Genomic DNA, 15,569 nt, shown 5'->3' on the forward strand with positions numbered 1-15,569 from the left:
GGCGCCCCGCGCCTAGCCGTTTTCCGAAAGCGCGGCGCGGAGGCGCGCCGCCCGGAGCTCCAGGTCCCCGGCCAGATGCTCCAGGCGCCCCTTGCGCCGGCCCTCCAGCCACTCGTACCAGGCCGCGAAACCCTCGCCGGTGGTGGCCGAGACCTCCAGCACCTCGATATCCGGATTCACCTGGCGCGCGTAGGCGATGCACTGGTCCTTGTCGAAATCCAGGTGGGGCAGCAGATCGGTCTTGTTCAGAAGCATGAGGTCGGCGCGGTGGAACATGTCGGGGTATTTCACCGGCTTGTCCTCGCCCTCGGTGACGGAAAGCACCACCACCTTGGCGTCCTCGCCGAGGTCGAAGGAGGAGGGGCAGACCAGATTGCCCACGTTCTCGATGAACACCACCCCGTGCTCCGCGGGCTGCAGCCGCTCCAGGGCGTGGCCCACCATGTGGCCGTCCAGGTGGCAGCCCTTGCCCGTGTTGATCTGCACCGTGGCCGCCCCCGTGGCCCGCAGCCTTTCCGCGTCGTTGCGGGTCTGTTGGTCACCTTCCACGACGCTGATGGGATAGCGCTCCGCCAGATCGGTCACCGTGCGGGTCAGGAGGGTTGTCTTCCCGGACCCGGGACTGGATACCAGGTTGAGGGCCAGGATGCCGCGCTCCGACAGCCACTCGCGGTTCTCCGCGGCATAGCGGTCATTCTTTTCCAGGACGTCCTGCTCGATCTGCACCATGCGCGACTGGCTGAGGCCCGGGGCATGCGCGTGCGCCGGGCCGGCACCGTAATCCAGATCGCGCCCGGACGCGGCGCCTCCACCGTTGCCGCCGGGGTTCCGGAGTGCCCAGGGAATCTGCTGCCCTTCATGGACGTGGTTGTGGGCTTCACCTTCCACCCGGGCTTCGCCCTCGCCGCAGCCGCAAACATTACACATCAGTCCACCTCCAATTCCTTGATCTGCAGCGTATCCCCACCCGTTACCTGGGTCTGGTGGCTGCCGCACAGGGGGCAGGCATCGAGCAGCCCCCCTACCGTAACCGGTTGGGCGCAAACCAAACACCACGCCTCCCCGGCCACTTCGATAAGCTCCAGCCCCGCCCCCTCGGCGAGGGAGCCGCGGGTCACCACCTCGAAATTGAAGCGTAGTGCTTCGCTTTCCACGCAGGAAAGGGCGCCCACCTCCAGGCGGACGGTCCTTACCCGCGAGAACCGCTGGGCCTTGGCCTGCTCCTGCAGGATATCGAGGATGCTCTCGCAAAGGGCCATCTCATGCATGGTAAACCTCGACGCCATAGCCGATGCAGGGATCCAGGGCCCGCGCGAGGAGATCGACCTCCGCCGCCTCGTCCTCTCCGGGCACCGGTCTTCCCCGCATGCCCCGGGCCAACGCTCCTTCCGGATGGAAGTTCCACTCCGTGGGCGCTAGCACCTGATAGTCCCGGACGCTTTCGCCCTCCAGGGTCGCGCGGTGCACCAGCCGGCCCCGGGCGGCCTCCACCACGCCGACGCCGGCGCCCGAGGCGGTCCCGGTCGTCCGGGCCGCCCGATCCGGCTCCAGCCCGGCGGCCAGCGCCTCCATGCGGCCCGGAATCCCGGCCAGCTCCACCAGCCGGGCGGTGTGACGCGCCAGCACCCCGGCCCCCCAGTGGTGGATGGCGGAAGCCACCAGATGGTGGTCCCGGTTGCGGGTAAGCGGGCTGGTCTCCCGCGGGGCACCGTCCCATTCGGGCCGGGCCAGGAAGGCATCGCCGCCCGCGGCCATACGACCGGCCACCTCCGCCTCCCCGAAATCCGGAAGCGGGTCCAGCGGCGCGCTTCCCGACCCCGCGCGCCCTGTCCTCCGCAGCCAGGCCAGCATGGCCGGCCCCAGGGGGCCGCTTCGCCAGCGACTGGGCGCCTCGGCGGCCCCGATCTCCGGCAGGTCCAGGAACGCCTCCGGAGGCATGCCCAGCACCCGCTCTTCCAGCACCCGGGCCATCTCCGACCGCAAAGCGGCAAGCCCTCCCCGCTCCGGGGTCAGCGGGCCGCCACCCAACGTTTCGAAACCGCCTTCCGGATAGAGCAGATCCCGGGCTCGCTTCGGCCACTTATGGATCTCTTCCCGACCCGCCGCCCGTGGTTCCCGGTCCAGGCAACGCGCCCAGTCCGTAAGGATCGCGGTCAGGTGCTCCCGGGCCGTCTCCGCCAGCACGGTGATCCGGCGGGCGCTCTGGTGGGCGGCGCCGGGTAGGATACCGCGCGCCCCTTCCAGGGCCCCGAGGGCGGCCACCGTCTGGGCGGTACCGCAGACCGCGTACACCAGGGGCACCATGGCCGGAACCCCCTCCGCCATCCGTCCGCGGAACAGCTTACCGGCATGGACCGGCCGCGAGGAGCGTACCGACACCGCCCGGATACGCCCAGCGGCCACGGTCACCCTTACCGTCAGCCGGCCCTCGATTCCCGGGGACGCCGTCACGAAGCCCCCGCCCCTCCGCCCCGCAGGAAGCCGCGCCGGGACATGGTTCGCTTGGCGGCATCCTGCCCGGCCTCCGGGGCTTCCCTGTCCGCGTCGAGCACCTCCGATACCGCCGCTTCCGCCGTCGTCCGCGCCGCCTGCTGGTCGGCAAACTCCAGCACCGGAGAAAACAAGGAGCACATGGCGTAGGCGCCGAACCCCTCGTCCGCCGCCTCCACGAATTCGAAGGCGCCTGCCGGGAACCGGTACTCCGTCTTCCGGCCGGACCGGGAGCCCCCGGTCGGAACCGGCGGCAGGCGCACCAGGTTGAGGGCCCAGGGGGTCACCAGTGCGCCCAGCCAGGCCCCTTCCCACGGGCGGAAGCCCACGGCCTCCACGGCGAGCGCGCCGTTGGCCAGCGGAAAATCGGCCATACGGCCCCGGGCGACGGCGGCGTAATGGCGCTCCAGCTCGCTCACCCTTGGATCCATGCCCTCTACCCCAGCGGTAGGAATTTTTCCGGGCCGGCATCGCACACCGGACACCGCCACTCCGCAGGCAGGTCCTGGAAGGGCGTGCCGGGCGGTACCTGCCAGACCTCGTCCCCCTCGGCCGGATCATAGACGTACCAGCAGATATTACACTCCAGGGGGTCCTGCGGGCCGACGGCCCGACCCTCCAGATGGGAGAACCCGGTGCTCATTGCAGCTGCTCCAGCATCTCCCGCAGGCGCACGGCGCTCTCGTCGATGTCCTCCTGCGCCGCCTGGGCCACCTTGGGGACCCGGACCACCTCCAGGGTGTCCAGGATCAGCTGATCGGTGGAATTGAAATACTGCACCCGCCACAGGTTGCGCACGGCGGTGGCAGTGATCCGGCAGTTGCCGTAGCCCCGCGAGAGCATGGTCACCGGCCCGCGACCGATCCGCTCCAGGTCGGCCTGGTCGGCCTCGGTCATGGGCAGCAGGGTGAGATTGATCACGTGCGCCTCCTGCTCCGGCTCGAAGGCCGCCACGTGGTGCGCCAGCTCCACCCGCAGGGCGCGGGCGTTCACGGCCTCGGGCTCCGCGGGCTCCTCGTGCACGCCGGCCGCCGTCTCCAGCAGCATTGCCCGGGTGACCACCTCCGGGATGGCGCCCACCTCCACGCGGTCGGCCGCCACCGTTCCGTCGGGGTCCAGGCGGCGCAGGCGCCATATGCCGGCCATCACTGCCTCCTGGATCTGCCAGGTTTCCCCGCCGTCGATCCGGATGCTCACCTCCCCTTCCCCGAGCACGTCGTTCACCAGCTGCCGGCTGCGGTCGTCCAGGTCTTCCAGCTCTATGCCCGCGGACGCGCTGCCGACGGTGTGGAAGTCCGCCTCGGCCTGGATCCGCTGCAGGCGTGCCACCGCCTCCGGGAAGGTATGGACCGCGCCCTCCCAGTCGGTGAGGTCGGGGGGCATGTAGGTCGCCATGTCGTCGGGCATGACCGTGTATTCGGGCTCCGGGTCTTCCCCGGAATCGCCGCCCCCGTTGGGGACGATGGATATGTCTTCGAGCCGCATGGCCTGTTCCTCGCCTTGCCGTTCAATCCGCTTGGTAATTCAGGCGCAGGTCGGGGCTGTCCGGCTGCACCGCCAGGATCTCCGGAATCCGCCGGAGATAGACGTCCCAGTCCTGCATCCGGCTGATGGCGCCGAGGTAGCAGCCGTCCCGGAAAAAGGCCAGGGCCGGCCATACCGCGAAGCCGTAGCGGGCTTCCAGCTCCTTCTCCGATTCACGGGCCACCACGCCCGCACGCAGGTGCCCTCCGAGCTCCTTGAGAAGCTCCGGAAGCACCACGGCTACGTCATCGGCCTCCTTGTAGCGCCCCGGATCCCCCGTGAAAAACAGGACGCACTCGCCGCCGGCGCCCAGGAATTCGTCGGCCCCGTCGCGATCCAGCAGGGGCAGCCCCAGCTCCTCGGTGAGGCGCCGAATCAGTGGCGTGCTCATTGCGAATCCTCCGGATATTGATCGCGCAGGAAATCCGGAAGCGGTGGCTCCCGGTCCACGAGGTCGGGGAAGTAGGCATCCACGGACTCCCCGCGCAGGGCCGCCTCCAGCCCGTCCAGGGCTGCACCCACGCGGGCCGCCTCTTCCGCCGACAGCACCTGGCGCGCGGCGTCCAGGTGCACCAGTACCCAGGCCTCCGGCCCGGGGTCGTCTACCAGCAGGGTGCTCACCCAGCGCTCCTCCCCGCGCCCGGCCACCAGGGCCCGACCCGGCTGCTGCTCCTGGATCTGCATGGGCTGGCCAATACACATGGGCGCCCTTCCTCCTTTTCGGGGTGGAATTCCGCGGACCGGCTACTCGGCTGCACCGTTCGGCCCGCCGGTCAACGGCAGGAAGCGGGCATCGCCGAACCGGCAGGCCTCCTCCGGCCCCGGCCGCCCCTCCTCGTAGGCACTCCGGGCCAGGGCGGCCGCCGGCTTCCCGGCCTCCTCCTCCGGCTCGGCGGACCGGGGCAGGGGCTCGACGCCGAAAGCGCGGAGGTACTCCACCGCTTCCACCACCGCCGGCTCCAGCTGCGCGGCCACCGTGTCCGTCAGGCTGCCCCCGTAATCCTCCAGCACCTCCGGCTGCACGCCCACCAACAACATGGAGCCTGGCGGATCCCCGAGCAGCTCCGCCGTGGCCAGTACCTCTTGGAATCCGGTCTGGTGCAGGCTCATCTTCTTGGCGCCCAGGAACTGGGGCACCTCCTCATCCCGGACCCGATGGAGCGTGCCAGGCGCGCTGCCGAAATCCACCGCGTCCAGCACCACCAGCACATCCGCCTCGCGCACCGGCCCCACCAGATTCAGCCCCTGGGTGCCGCCGTCGAGCACGGTCACCTCCTCGGGGAAGCGGTAGCTGCGCTGCAGATACTCCACGGCCCGGACCCCGAACCCTTCGTCCGCCCACAGCAGATTGCCGATGCCCAGAACCAATATGTGTCCGGCCTGCCCCATTAGCGCGCTCCCTGAAAAATTCCCGACACCAGGAGTAAGGCAACGGCCGTGCCACTCGTTCAATCCCACATAAAGCACTGTTTTATTGATTTTTTAATGTATGGCGCCGTGATCCATCCATTCCGAACTGAAAGCTATCTTTTCATAAATATCCCGAACCGGAAATTTACCTTCCATGCCTTTCGGGCGTGGTGGCTCGGATCAAGACGCCGGAAGCTGATCACCCCATTACCGCTTCCGCGCCCCCGGCGGAAGCGGCCTTTCCGCCTTGCCCGCCGCCCACGCTCCCGAACAAAAACTAATAGATTGTTTTAAAGGGATTAATTTCGATGGCACGAAAGGTGCTCAGGACCGGAAAATTCCGGTTCGCCCCCGGAGCACAACGCTTGTCAGGGAGGAGCACGATGACGGAGACCTTCTACGACGTGATGCGCCGGCAGGGAATCACCCGGCGCAGCTTTCTCAAATACTGCAGCCTTACCGCCGCGGCGCTGGGCCTGGGCCCCGCCTATTCCGGACGCATCGCCCATGCCATGGAGACCAAGCCCCGGACACCGGTGCTCTGGCTGCACGGGCTGGAATGCACTTGCTGTTCCGAATCCTTCATTCGGTCCGCCCATCCGCTGGCCAAGGATGTGGTCCTGTCCATGATCTCCCTGGACTACGACGACACCCTCATGGCCTCCGCCGGGCATCAGGCCGAGGCCATCCTCCAGGACGTGCGCGAGAAGTACCGGGGCAATTACATCCTGGCGGTGGAGGGCAATCCGCCCCTCAACCAGGAGGGCATGTCCTGCATCTCCGGCGGCCGCCCCTTCGTGGAGCAGCTCCGCGAGACGGCCGCCGACTGCAAGGCCATCATCAGCTGGGGGTCGTGCGCCTCCTGGGGCTGCGTGCAGGCGGCCAAGCCCAATCCCACCCAGGCCACCCCCATCCACAAGGTGATCACCGATAAGCCCATCGTGAAGGTACCGGGCTGCCCGCCCATCGCCGAGGTGATGACCGGGGTGATCACCTACATGCTGACCTTCGAGCGCCTGCCCGAGCTGGACCGCCAGGGCCGGCCCAAGATGTTCTACGGCCAGCGCATCCACGACAAGTGCTACCGGCGCCCCCATTTCGACGCCGGCCAGTTCGCCGAAGAGTGGGACGACGAAGGGGCCCGCAAGGGATATTGCCTCTACAAGCTCGGCTGCAAGGGCCCGACCACCTACAACGCCTGCTCCACGGTGGGCTGGAACGGCGGAACCTCCTTCCCCATTCAGTCCGGGCACGGCTGCATCGGCTGTTCGGAGGAGAACTTCTGGGACCAGGGGTCCTTCTACGACCGCCTGACCACCATCCCCGGGTTCGGCATCGAATCCAACGCCGACACGGTGGGCGCCGTGGCCGCCGGCGCCGTGGGTGTCGGTGCCGCCGCGCACGCCGCCGCCAGCGCGGTCCGGAAAGCCCGGTCCAAGGAGGAGACTGAAGAATGAGTAAGACCGAGACCCCCAACGGCTTCCAGCTCGACGACAGCGGACGCCGGGTCGTCGTCGACCCGGTCACCCGCATCGAAGGCCACATGCGCTGCGAGGTAAACGTGGACGACGCCGGTGTGATCCGCAATGCGGTTTCCACGGGCACCATGTGGCGGGGCCTGGAGGTCATCCTGAAAGGGCGCGACCCGCGCGACGCCTGGGCCTTCACCGAGCGCATCTGCGGCGTCTGCACCGGCACCCACGCCCTGACCTCCTGCCGGGCAGTGGAGGACGCCCTGGGGATCGAGATCCCCGACAACGCCAACTCCATCCGCAATCTCATGCAGCTGGCCCTGCAGATCCACGATCACCTGGTGCACTTCTACCATCTCCACGCCCTGGACTGGGTGGACGTGCTCAATGCCCTGGAGGCCAGTCCCAAGGCCACCTCGGAGCTCGCCCAGCGCTACTCTTCCTGGCCCAAATCGTCGCCCGGGTATTTCCGCGACATCCAGAACCGCCTGAAGAAATTCGTGGAGTCGGGGCAGCTGGGGCCATTCACCAACGGCTACTGGGGGAACCCCGCCTACAAGCTGCCGCCCGAGGCGAACCTCATGGCGGTTACCCACTACCTGGAGGCCCTCGATTTCCAGAAGGAGATCGTCAAGGTCCATACCATCTTCGGTGGCAAGAACCCCCATCCCAACTGGCTGGTGGGCGGCATGCCCTGCGCCATCAACGTGCACGACACGGGCGCGGTGGGCGCCATCAACATGGAGCGGCTGAATCTGGTGTCCTCCATCATCGACCGCACCATCGAGTTCGTGGACAAGGTCTACATCCCGGACCTGCTGGCCATCGGCGGCTTCTACAAGGACTGGCTGTACGGCGGCGGGATCTCGTCGCAGGCGGTGATGGCCTACGGCGACATCCCGGACCGCGCCAACGACCCGGACAGCCATCTGATGCCGCACGGCGCCATCGTCGACGGCGACCTCTCCAAGATCCACGAGGTGGACCTCCGCGATCCGGACCAGATCAAGGAGTACGTGGCCCATTCCTGGTTCTCCTACCCCGACGAGTCCCGGGGCCTCCACCCCTGGGAGGGCATCACGGAGCCGGATTTCACTCTGGGCGCCAACACCAAGGGCACGAGCACCAACATCGAGGAGCTGGACGAGGCCGGGAAATACTCCTGGATCAAGGCGCCCCGCTGGCAGGGCCACGCCATGGAGGTGGGCCCCCTGTCCCGCTACATCATCGGCTACGCCCAGGGGAATCCCGAGTTCAAGGAGCCCACGGACAAGTTCCTGTCCGATCTCGGTGCGCCCTTCGAGGCCCTGTTCTCCACCCTGGGGCGCACCGCGGCACGCGGCTTGGAGGCCTCCTGGGCGGCCCACAAGATGCGTTATTTCCACGACAAGCTGATCGCCAACATCAAGGCCGGGGACAGCTCCACCGCCAACATCGAGAAGTGGGACCCCGCCACCTGGCCCAAGCGGGCGAAAGGCGTGGGCCAGTCGGAGGCGCCGCGGGGGGCCCTGGGGCACTGGATCGAGATCGCCGACGGCAAGATCGCCAGCTACCAGGCGGTGGTGCCCACCACCTGGAACGGCTCGCCCCGGGATCCGGAGGGCAACATCGGCGCCTTCGAGGCCGCGCTCATGAACACGCCCATGGCCCGCCCCGAAGAGCCGGTGGAGATCCTGCGCACCCTGCACAGCTTCGATCCCTGCCTGGCGTGCTCCACGCACGTCATGGCCGAGGACGGCGATGAGCTCTCTCGGGTGCAGGTGCGCTAGGCGCCCCCGCACCCCCGGACCAAAAACGGGAGGTTTGGCATGAACGGGAACGCGGAAGCCCGGCCGTCCTCGGTGTACGTCTTCGAGGCCCCGGTGCGCCTCTGGCACTGGGTCAACGCCGCCGCTATCGTGGTGCTGGCCGTTTCCGGCTACTTCATCGGCAGTCCGCCCTTCGCCGGGCCGGGAGAGGCCAGCGACCACTATCTGATGGGGACCATTCGCTTCCTCCATTTCGCCGCCGGCTACGTGCTCGCCGTGGGCTTCCTGGGCAGGATCTACTGGGCCTTGGTCGGCAATCACCACGCTCGGCAGATGTTCCACCTGCCGCTGCGGAGCGCCTCCTGGTGGCGGGATTTCCGCTACGAGCTGCGCTGGTACGCCCTCCTGGAGCGCTCGCCCCGCAAGTTCGTGGGACACAATCCGCTGGCCCAGGCCTCCATGCTGGTGCTGTTCGTTCTGGGGACCGGCTTCATGATCCTCACCGGCTTCGCCCTCTACAGCGAGGGCACCGGCAAGGGCAGCTGGCAGGATGCCCTGTTCGGCTGGGTCATTCCGCTGCTCGGCGGCAGCCAGCCCACCCACACCCTCCACCACCTGGGCATGTGGCTCATCGTGGCCTTCGTCATCGGCCACGTGTACGCGGCCATCCGCGAGGAGCTCCTGTCCCGGCAGAGCATGGTCAGCACCATGATCAGCGGCTGGCGCACCTTCCGGGACGGAAAACCGCCGGAATAGCACCCGCCTCCACACAACCGGAGCCAATGGCCCCGTCCGGCCCGGACCGGGGCCTCTCCGTTTCCCACCGATGTTCGCGCCCCCTTCCGGACAGACCGCCCAGGCACCGCTCCGGGCCGCCATTAGCCAATCTGGCCACAATTTGGTGCAAATGTAGCCATTGACCGCCCGGCACCATAGAAGAATTCATTTATTTTCAAATACATAGATTTTGGCATGGCACTCGCATAGCCCTGCCGAGCCGCAGAACCCCGATGGGTCCTTGCCTATGCACGGACTGGAATTGCCTGGGAAACCATCCGCACTCGGCAAACTCCAAGGAAGTGACGGGCTGAGCCATCAATTCCCTGGAACGGGAGCACCCTTCCGGGGGTGGCCGTGCCGTGGACGCCGGAGCCGGCGTCGAAGGCTTGAAGACCGCGTACCGAAGCTGGTGCCGTGGAAGTGCGGGCCGGGGGCAACCCGGCCCTTTTTTGTGTCCGAAGACTCGGCGGACGCAAAAAAGCCGGCGAAGCGGACTTCGCCGGCGGCGTTCAGCCCCGTAGAGGGAGGGAGCCGGGGCCGGACAGCGGCTTACCAGATCTTGTAGGGCAGGAACTTGCCGTTCATGGTCACCACCACGCGGTCGCCCTTGGGGTCTTCCTGGCGGTCCACGTCCAGGGTGAAGTCGATGGCCGACATGATGCCGTCGCCGAACTTCTCGTGGATGACCTCCTTCATGGACGTTCCGTATACCTGCATGATCTCGTAAAAACGGTAGATCAGGGGATCGGTGGGCACGGTCTGGTCGGTCCCCTTCATGGGGCAGACAGCGAGCGCGTCCACCACCTCTCCGGAAAGTCCCAGGGCACCCGCGAGCCGCTCCCCGTATTCGCGCGGCATGCTGCTCTGGCCGAGGGCGGCGGCGGTCACGAAGACCGGATTGAGCCCCACCTCGCCGGCGAGCGTTTCCCAGGTCAGGCCCTTGTCGGCCTTGGCGGCCATGACGGCCTCGGTCATTGCCAGCTTATCCATGGCAGCGTCCTCTCCTTGCTTCCGCCCCTCCGAACCGCCCCGGACGGGCGAGCGGGTTGCCGTTTTCGGCCCGGTCGGCGAGCCGTTCCATCCCCTCGATTGCACCTTCTGTGCCATCCCCGCGAACGCGGCCCTAACCCGCCCAAAACCCCAATCTGGCTGGCAGCCCCAAAAGCCTCGCCGACGCCGTTTGCCCTGGAATCTTGCGCATCCCTCCCATGATCGCACCTGTCTGGTGCATACACTTTCCGTTGCCCGGTAAAGCGCAAGACCACCAGGCCATTGTTGACAATGTCCATTCCGTTACCCGGAAAACTTCCGGTTTTACCGGTCAGGCCTGCAATCCACCGCATATTCAATCATGGCACAATTGCTGCAGAGCCCCGGTCAGCCCACTTCAATCGGGGATGCCGCAATGAGCGCAACAGTGACCATCGACTATGTCTCCCATACCTTCCGGGGGCATCGGGAGCCCACTCTCAGCAGCGTGGACGCGAGAATCGAGGCCGGGGAGCGGGTGGCCCTCGTCGGCCGCAGCGGCTGCGGCAAGACCACCCTCCTGCAGATGATGGCGGGCCTGCTGCTTCCCAGCGAGGGCGTGGTCCGCATCAACAACCGGCAGGTCACCCGTCCCAATGCCCGCTGGAACCTGATGTTCCAAAAGGCCTGCCTCTATCCCTGGCTCAATGTGCGGGAGAACGTGCGGCTGGGCTGCCTGTTCGCCGGCCGCACGGAGGGCATGGAGGACCGGGTGGACCGCTTCCTGGAGCTGGTGGGCCTCGGCGACCGGCGGGACGCCCCGGTTCAATCCCTGTCCGGGGGACAGCAGCAGCGGGTGGCCCTGGCCCGTTCTTTGAGCCTGGAACCGGAGCTGCTCCTCCTCGATGAGCCTTTCTCCGCGCTGGACACCTTCACGCGCGGCGCGCTCCAGGACGACGTGGCTCAGATCGCCGCGGACCAGGACCTGACCATGGTGCTGATCACCCACGACATCGACGAAGCGGTGGCCATGGCCGACCGGGTCTTCGTCATGGCCCAGAACCCCGGCCGGGTGCTCGGCGAGGAGCCGATCCCCCTGGCCTTTCCCCGCAATCGTCACGCCCCGGAATTCTCCCGGGTACGGGAACGCCTCATGCACCGCTTCGAAGCCGCCAGCGGCCTGCAATCCGGAAACGAGGCTGCGGAGACGCCGTCAGCCGACACGCAGCCGCCCCCCATTCGCCGCGCCGTCTGACCCCCAACAGGAGAGCACCTTATGACCAAGCCGACCGACACCGATGACCACGGATACCTGTTCGATCACGAGATGGGCCGCCGGGATTTCATGCTGGATTCCCTCGCCGCCGGCGGACTGCTGGCTTCGGGATTGTCGCTGCCCGCGCGCATGGCCCGAGCCGCGGTACCCGACGACGAAGTGGTCCGCATCGGCTATCTGCCCATCACCGACGCCACCGCCCTGCTGGTGGCCTACGCCAAGGGCTTCTTCAAGCAGGAAGGCCTGAAAGCCGAAGCGCCCACGCTCATCCGCGGCTGGTCGCCGCTGGTGGAGGGCTTCTCCGCGAGCAAGTTCAATCTGGTCCACCTGCTCAAGCCCATCCCGGTATGGATGCGCTACAACAACAATTTCCCGGTGAAGATCACCGCTTGGGCCCATATCAACGGCTCGGGGCTGGTGGTGGGCCGGCACATGGACGCCCAGCGGTTCGCCGACCTCGGCGGCAGTCAGATCGCCGTCCCCTACTGGTATTCCCAGCACAATATCATCCTGCAGATGGGACTCCGCGAGGCCGGGCTGAAGCCGGTGCTCAAGGACATGAACGCCGAGCTCGCACCGGACGAAGTGAACCTCTCCATCATGCCGCCGCCGGACATGGCGCCCGCTTTGGCCTCGCGCAAGATCGACGGTTACATCGTGGCGGAGCCATTCAACGCTGCCGGGGAGCTGCTGGCCGGGGCGAAGATGTTGCGCTTCACCGGCGACATCTGGCGCAACCACCCGTGCTGTGTGGTGTGCATGAACGAAAACGCCCTCGAAACCAAGCCGGAGTGGTCGCAAAAGGTCACCAACGCCGTGGTCAAGGCCCAGATCTACGCGCAGCAGAACAAGGCCGAGGTGGCTCATCTGCTCTCCAAGGATGGCGAGGGCTACCTGCCCATGCCGGCCAACGTGGTGAAGCGCGCCATGACCAGCTACGCCGACGCCGACTATGCCGAGCCCGACGCCATCCACCACCCGGAATGGGACAACGGCCGGATCGACTTCCAGCCCTACCCCTTCCCTTCGGCCACCCGCTTCATCGTGGAGGCCATGACCAAGACCAAGGTGGGCGGCGACACCACCTTCCTCAACGATCTGGACCCGGATTTCGTCGCCAATGACCTGGTGGAGTACCGCTATGTGGAGCGGGCCATGAAGCAGATCCGGGGCTGGGAGAACGCCCCGGGCATCGACATGGAGAGCCCGTTCAAGCGGGAGGAGGTGATTTCCCTATGAGCACGCTCGCGCCCACTTCGCCGTCGGCGCGCGCCGGCCAGGCGGGCCCCCGAAGCGGGGCCCGCCTGGCCGGGCTCGTCTTCCACTCGCCCTGGCTGAGCCGCGGCCTCTACACCGCGGTGGGGCTCGCCGTGCTCCTCGCCTTCTGGTGGCTCGGGGGCTACCTGCTGGCCGCCGACCCGGCCACGGCCCCCTTCGCCGGCTTCGCGCCCGGTCCCACCTTCGCCGCACTATGGGACCTAGTGTGGTCGGCCTCACTGTACGAGGCCATTTGGGCCAGCTTCTACCGCCTCGGCCTCGGCCTGCTGTGGGCGGCGGCCATCGGCGTGCCCCTTGGGGTGGCCGTGGGCTATTTCCGCACCCTGCGCGAGATCACCCACGTGCCCTTTCAGTTCCTGCGTATGATCAGCCCCCTGTCCTGGATGCCCATCGCCGTTCTGGTATTCGCCACCTGGAATCAGGCCATCGTATTCCTCATCGCCGTAGCGGCGGTCTGGCCCATCACCTTCTCCACGGCGCACGGCGTCCAGCGCATCGATCCACTGTGGCTCAAGGTGGCCCGCAACATGGGGGCCGAGCACCTGCAGATGCTTCGCCGCATCATCCTGCCCGCCATCGCCCAGGACATCTTCAGCGGCATCCGCATGGCCGTGGGCGTGGCCTGGATCGTGCTGGTCCCGGCGGAATTCCTCGGGGTCACCTCCGGCCTCGGCTACGCCATCAACGACGCCCGGGATACCCTCTCCTACGCCACGCTGTCGGCCATCGTGGTGGTTATCGGCACCATGGGCTTCCTGCTCGACGGTCTCTGCCTGCTTCTCATCCGGCGGTTCAGCTGGCGCCACGAGGCCTGACCACCGACGCACCAGATGCGGGCGATCACCCGCCGCATGCACCAGCCGGGGGCGCGCTGCCCCCGGTTGCCTGCCCTCCTGAAGTCCTGACGCACAGGAACGGTCCTTGCAAAGCCCGGGGAGGCGGGAACGCCGACCCGAAGCCTTCAAGGAGCATTCCCCATGAACCGCGGTAACGGCCACTGCGTCCAATCCGACTCCGAGATGCTGGTGCTGCGCGAGGCCTCCAAGCTGGTGGGCCACAGCCACCCACCCGGCTACGCCATCGATCGCATCCTGCGCCTGCTCTCCGAGCTGCTGGGGCTCAACCGCGGCCGGGTCCTGCTTCCCGAGCCGGAGACCGCCACCCTGCGCATCCAGTTCGCCTACGGACTCACGCCCCAGGAGCGGGCACGCGGCGTCTACGGCCGCGGCGAGGGCATCACCGGCCAGGTAATGGAGACCAGCCAAGTGGGCCTGGTGCAGGACATCGACAACGAGCCCGGCTATCTGCGCCGCGCCGTGGACCGCTCCATCCTGCCCCCGGAAACGGTGGCCTACATCGCCGTGCCCATCCTCCTGGAGGAGGAAGTGGTGGGCGTACTGGCCGTGCACCGCCTGCGGCACCGGGAGCGCCCTTTCCGGGCCGACCTCAACATCCTGGAGATCGTGGCCACCCTGATCGCCCAGATCCTGCGCCTCCACCATCTGATCTCCGAGTCCACCATCGAGCTCGCCGCGGAGACCGCCGTGGAGCCGAGCGTGGACGACACCGGTGCCGAGCATGGCCTCATCGGCACCAGCCGCGCCCTGCGCAAGGCCCTGCGCCAGGCCCGACACGTGGCCAACACCCGAGCCACGGTGATGCTCCTGGGCGAAACCGGCACCGGCAAGGAGAAATTCGCCCGCATGCTGCACGCGGCGAGCAACCGCCGCGACCAAGCCTTCGTGGCGCTCAATTGCGCGGCCATCCCGGAAGAGCTGCTGGAATCGGAGCTGTTCGGTCACGAGAAAGGCGCCTTCAGCGGTGCCGTGGCCACCAAGAGGGGGAAGTTCGAGCTGGCGGACGGCGGCACGCTGTTCCTGGACGAGCTCGCCGAGCTCGACCTGGACATGCAGAGCAAGCTCCTCCGGGTCCTAGAGGAGCGCGTCGTCCACCGGGTCGGGGGGACCCGGGACATCCCCGTGGACGTCCGCATCGTCACCGCCACCCACCAGGACCTGGCCGCGGCGGTGAACGGCGGCACCTTCCGGCTGGACCTCTACTACCGCCTCAATGTCTTCCCGGTGCACCTGCCCCCCTTGCGCGAGCGCACGGAGGACATCCCGGCCTTGGCCCGCCATTTCCTGGCCTCCGCCAACGCCGAGTTCGACCGCGAGGTGGAGCTCGGCCAGGGCGTGCTCGACCGCCTGGCCAGCCAGAGCTGGCCGGGAAACGTGCGCCAGCTGGAGAACCTAATCCACCGGGCGGCCCTCATGGCGGAGGGCCCGCTGATCTCCGCGCGGCTGATGGACACCATCCTCGCCGAGGAGAGCCGGATCCACCACACCGGGACCTCCGGCGACGCCGCGCAGGCGGGCTCGCCCGGCCCGGGGCAGACCGCGGGCGGGGTGCGGCCCTACGCCCGGGTGGACCCCAACGAGGGCGCGCGCCTGCTCGCGGCGGTCCGTCAGTGCGGCGGCAACAAGACCCAGGCCGCCTTGATGCTCGGCCTGACGCCACGGCAGCTGCGCTATCGGCTGGAGAAGCTGGGGCTGGAGGCCTGAGCAGAAAGGATCCGGAGCCGGCAGGGGCGCTGGCCATGCGGACGCGAGGGGAAAGAGGCCT

17 protein-coding genes are annotated in these 15,569 nt (G+C 67.7%); 7 read left to right on the plus strand and 10 right to left on the minus strand.

The annotated features are described in order from the left end of the window. Nucleotides 1-12: 12 nt before the first annotated feature. The 9 genes from hypB to ACERLL_RS12280 are packed head-to-tail and all read right to left on the minus strand — an operon-like array spanning nt 13 to nt 5,403. Nucleotides 13-927, minus strand: a complete 915-nt coding sequence (hypB, locus tag ACERLL_RS12240; RefSeq protein WP_373656377.1) for a hydrogenase nickel incorporation protein HypB — start codon at nt 925-927, stop codon at nt 13-15. Next, a complete protein-coding gene (hypA, locus tag ACERLL_RS12245; protein WP_373656378.1) occupies nt 927-1,268 on the minus strand; it encodes a hydrogenase maturation nickel metallochaperone HypA in 342 nt (113 codons plus the stop codon). The genes hypB and hypA overlap by 1 nt, the downstream gene beginning before the upstream one ends. Next, nucleotides 1,261-2,451 (minus strand): nickel-dependent hydrogenase large subunit, encoded by a 1,191-nt coding sequence (locus ACERLL_RS12250; RefSeq protein ID WP_373656379.1) that lies wholly within the window; start codon nt 2,449-2,451, stop codon nt 1,261-1,263. Before ACERLL_RS12250 ends, hypA begins: the two co-directional genes overlap by 8 nt. Beyond that, on the minus strand, nt 2,448-2,909 hold the full coding sequence (gene hybE, locus ACERLL_RS12255; RefSeq protein WP_373656381.1) for a [NiFe]-hydrogenase assembly chaperone HybE: 462 nt from the start codon (nt 2,907-2,909) through the stop codon (nt 2,448-2,450). Before hybE ends, ACERLL_RS12250 begins: the two co-directional genes overlap by 4 nt. 17 nt (nt 2,910-2,926) lie before the next feature. After that, complete coding sequence (locus tag ACERLL_RS12260) at nt 2,927-3,133, minus strand: rubredoxin (protein ID WP_373656382.1); 207 nt, start codon at nt 3,131-3,133, stop codon at nt 2,927-2,929. Then, on the minus strand, nt 3,130-3,975 hold the full coding sequence (locus ACERLL_RS12265) for a hydrogenase expression/formation protein (protein ID WP_373656383.1): 846 nt from the start codon (nt 3,973-3,975) through the stop codon (nt 3,130-3,132). The genes ACERLL_RS12260 and ACERLL_RS12265 overlap by 4 nt, the downstream gene beginning before the upstream one ends. A 22-nt stretch (nt 3,976-3,997) precedes the next feature. Further along, on the minus strand, nt 3,998-4,405 hold the full coding sequence (locus ACERLL_RS12270; protein WP_373656384.1) for a thioredoxin domain-containing protein: 408 nt from the start codon (nt 4,403-4,405) through the stop codon (nt 3,998-4,000). Next, the gene (locus tag ACERLL_RS12275; protein WP_373656385.1) at nt 4,402-4,716 is read right to left on the minus strand and encodes a HypC/HybG/HupF family hydrogenase formation chaperone; all 315 of its coding nucleotides are present in this window, start codon (nt 4,714-4,716) and stop codon (nt 4,402-4,404) included. The genes ACERLL_RS12270 and ACERLL_RS12275 overlap by 4 nt, the downstream gene beginning before the upstream one ends. Nucleotides 4,717-4,758: 42 nt before the next feature. Beyond that, on the minus strand, nt 4,759-5,403 hold the full coding sequence (locus tag ACERLL_RS12280) for a HyaD/HybD family hydrogenase maturation endopeptidase (protein ID WP_373656386.1): 645 nt from the start codon (nt 5,401-5,403) through the stop codon (nt 4,759-4,761). 404 nt (nt 5,404-5,807) lie between these two features. On the opposite strand from ACERLL_RS12280, the gene ACERLL_RS12285 reads away from it, so the two are divergent. Genes ACERLL_RS12285 through cybH form a run of 3 tightly spaced genes read left to right on the plus strand, consistent with a single transcriptional unit; the run spans nt 5,808 to nt 9,400 of the window. Then, nucleotides 5,808-6,881, plus strand: coding sequence for a hydrogenase small subunit (locus ACERLL_RS12285; protein ID WP_373656387.1), 1,074 nt, complete (start codon nt 5,808-5,810; stop codon nt 6,879-6,881). Beyond that, nucleotides 6,878-8,665, plus strand: coding sequence for a nickel-dependent hydrogenase large subunit (locus tag ACERLL_RS12290; protein ID WP_373656388.1), 1,788 nt, complete (start codon nt 6,878-6,880; stop codon nt 8,663-8,665). Before ACERLL_RS12285 ends, ACERLL_RS12290 begins: the two co-directional genes overlap by 4 nt. A gap of 39 nt (nt 8,666-8,704) precedes the next feature. Continuing rightward, nucleotides 8,705-9,400 carry a Ni/Fe-hydrogenase, b-type cytochrome subunit gene (gene cybH, locus ACERLL_RS12295; protein WP_373656389.1) on the plus strand — a complete coding sequence of 232 codons (696 nt, stop codon included), beginning with the start codon at nt 8,705-8,707 and terminating at the stop codon, nt 9,398-9,400. 573 nt (nt 9,401-9,973) lie between these two features. Here cybH and cynS read toward each other — a convergent pair. Next, on the minus strand, nt 9,974-10,414 hold the full coding sequence (gene cynS / locus ACERLL_RS12300) for a cyanase (protein WP_373656390.1): 441 nt from the start codon (nt 10,412-10,414) through the stop codon (nt 9,974-9,976). Nucleotides 10,415-10,829: 415 nt separating this feature from the next. Here cynS and ACERLL_RS12305 point away from each other — a divergent pair, with 415 nt between their 5' ends. The 4 genes from ACERLL_RS12305 to ACERLL_RS12320 all read left to right on the plus strand — a co-directional run bounded on the left by ACERLL_RS12305 (nt 10,830) and on the right by ACERLL_RS12320 (nt 15,508). Then, nucleotides 10,830-11,648 carry an ABC transporter ATP-binding protein gene (locus ACERLL_RS12305; RefSeq protein WP_373656391.1) on the plus strand — a complete coding sequence of 273 codons (819 nt, stop codon included), beginning with the start codon at nt 10,830-10,832 and terminating at the stop codon, nt 11,646-11,648. 21 nt (nt 11,649-11,669) lie between these two features. Beyond that, nucleotides 11,670-12,908, plus strand: a complete 1,239-nt coding sequence (locus tag ACERLL_RS12310) for an ABC transporter substrate-binding protein (RefSeq protein ID WP_373656392.1) — start codon at nt 11,670-11,672, stop codon at nt 12,906-12,908. Beyond that, complete coding sequence (locus tag ACERLL_RS12315; RefSeq protein WP_373656393.1) at nt 12,905-13,762, plus strand: ABC transporter permease; 858 nt, start codon at nt 12,905-12,907, stop codon at nt 13,760-13,762. The genes ACERLL_RS12310 and ACERLL_RS12315 overlap by 4 nt, the downstream gene beginning before the upstream one ends. A gap of 162 nt (nt 13,763-13,924) precedes the next feature. Further along, the gene (locus ACERLL_RS12320) at nt 13,925-15,508 is read left to right on the plus strand and encodes a sigma 54-interacting transcriptional regulator (RefSeq protein ID WP_373656394.1); all 1,584 of its coding nucleotides are present in this window, start codon (nt 13,925-13,927) and stop codon (nt 15,506-15,508) included. The last annotated feature ends 61 nt before the right edge of the window (nt 15,509-15,569 follow it).

It is taken from the genome of Thiohalorhabdus sp. Cl-TMA, from assembly GCF_041821045.1.
GTDB classification, from domain to species: Bacteria; Pseudomonadota; Gammaproteobacteria; order Thiohalorhabdales; family Thiohalorhabdaceae; genus Thiohalorhabdus; species Thiohalorhabdus methylotropha.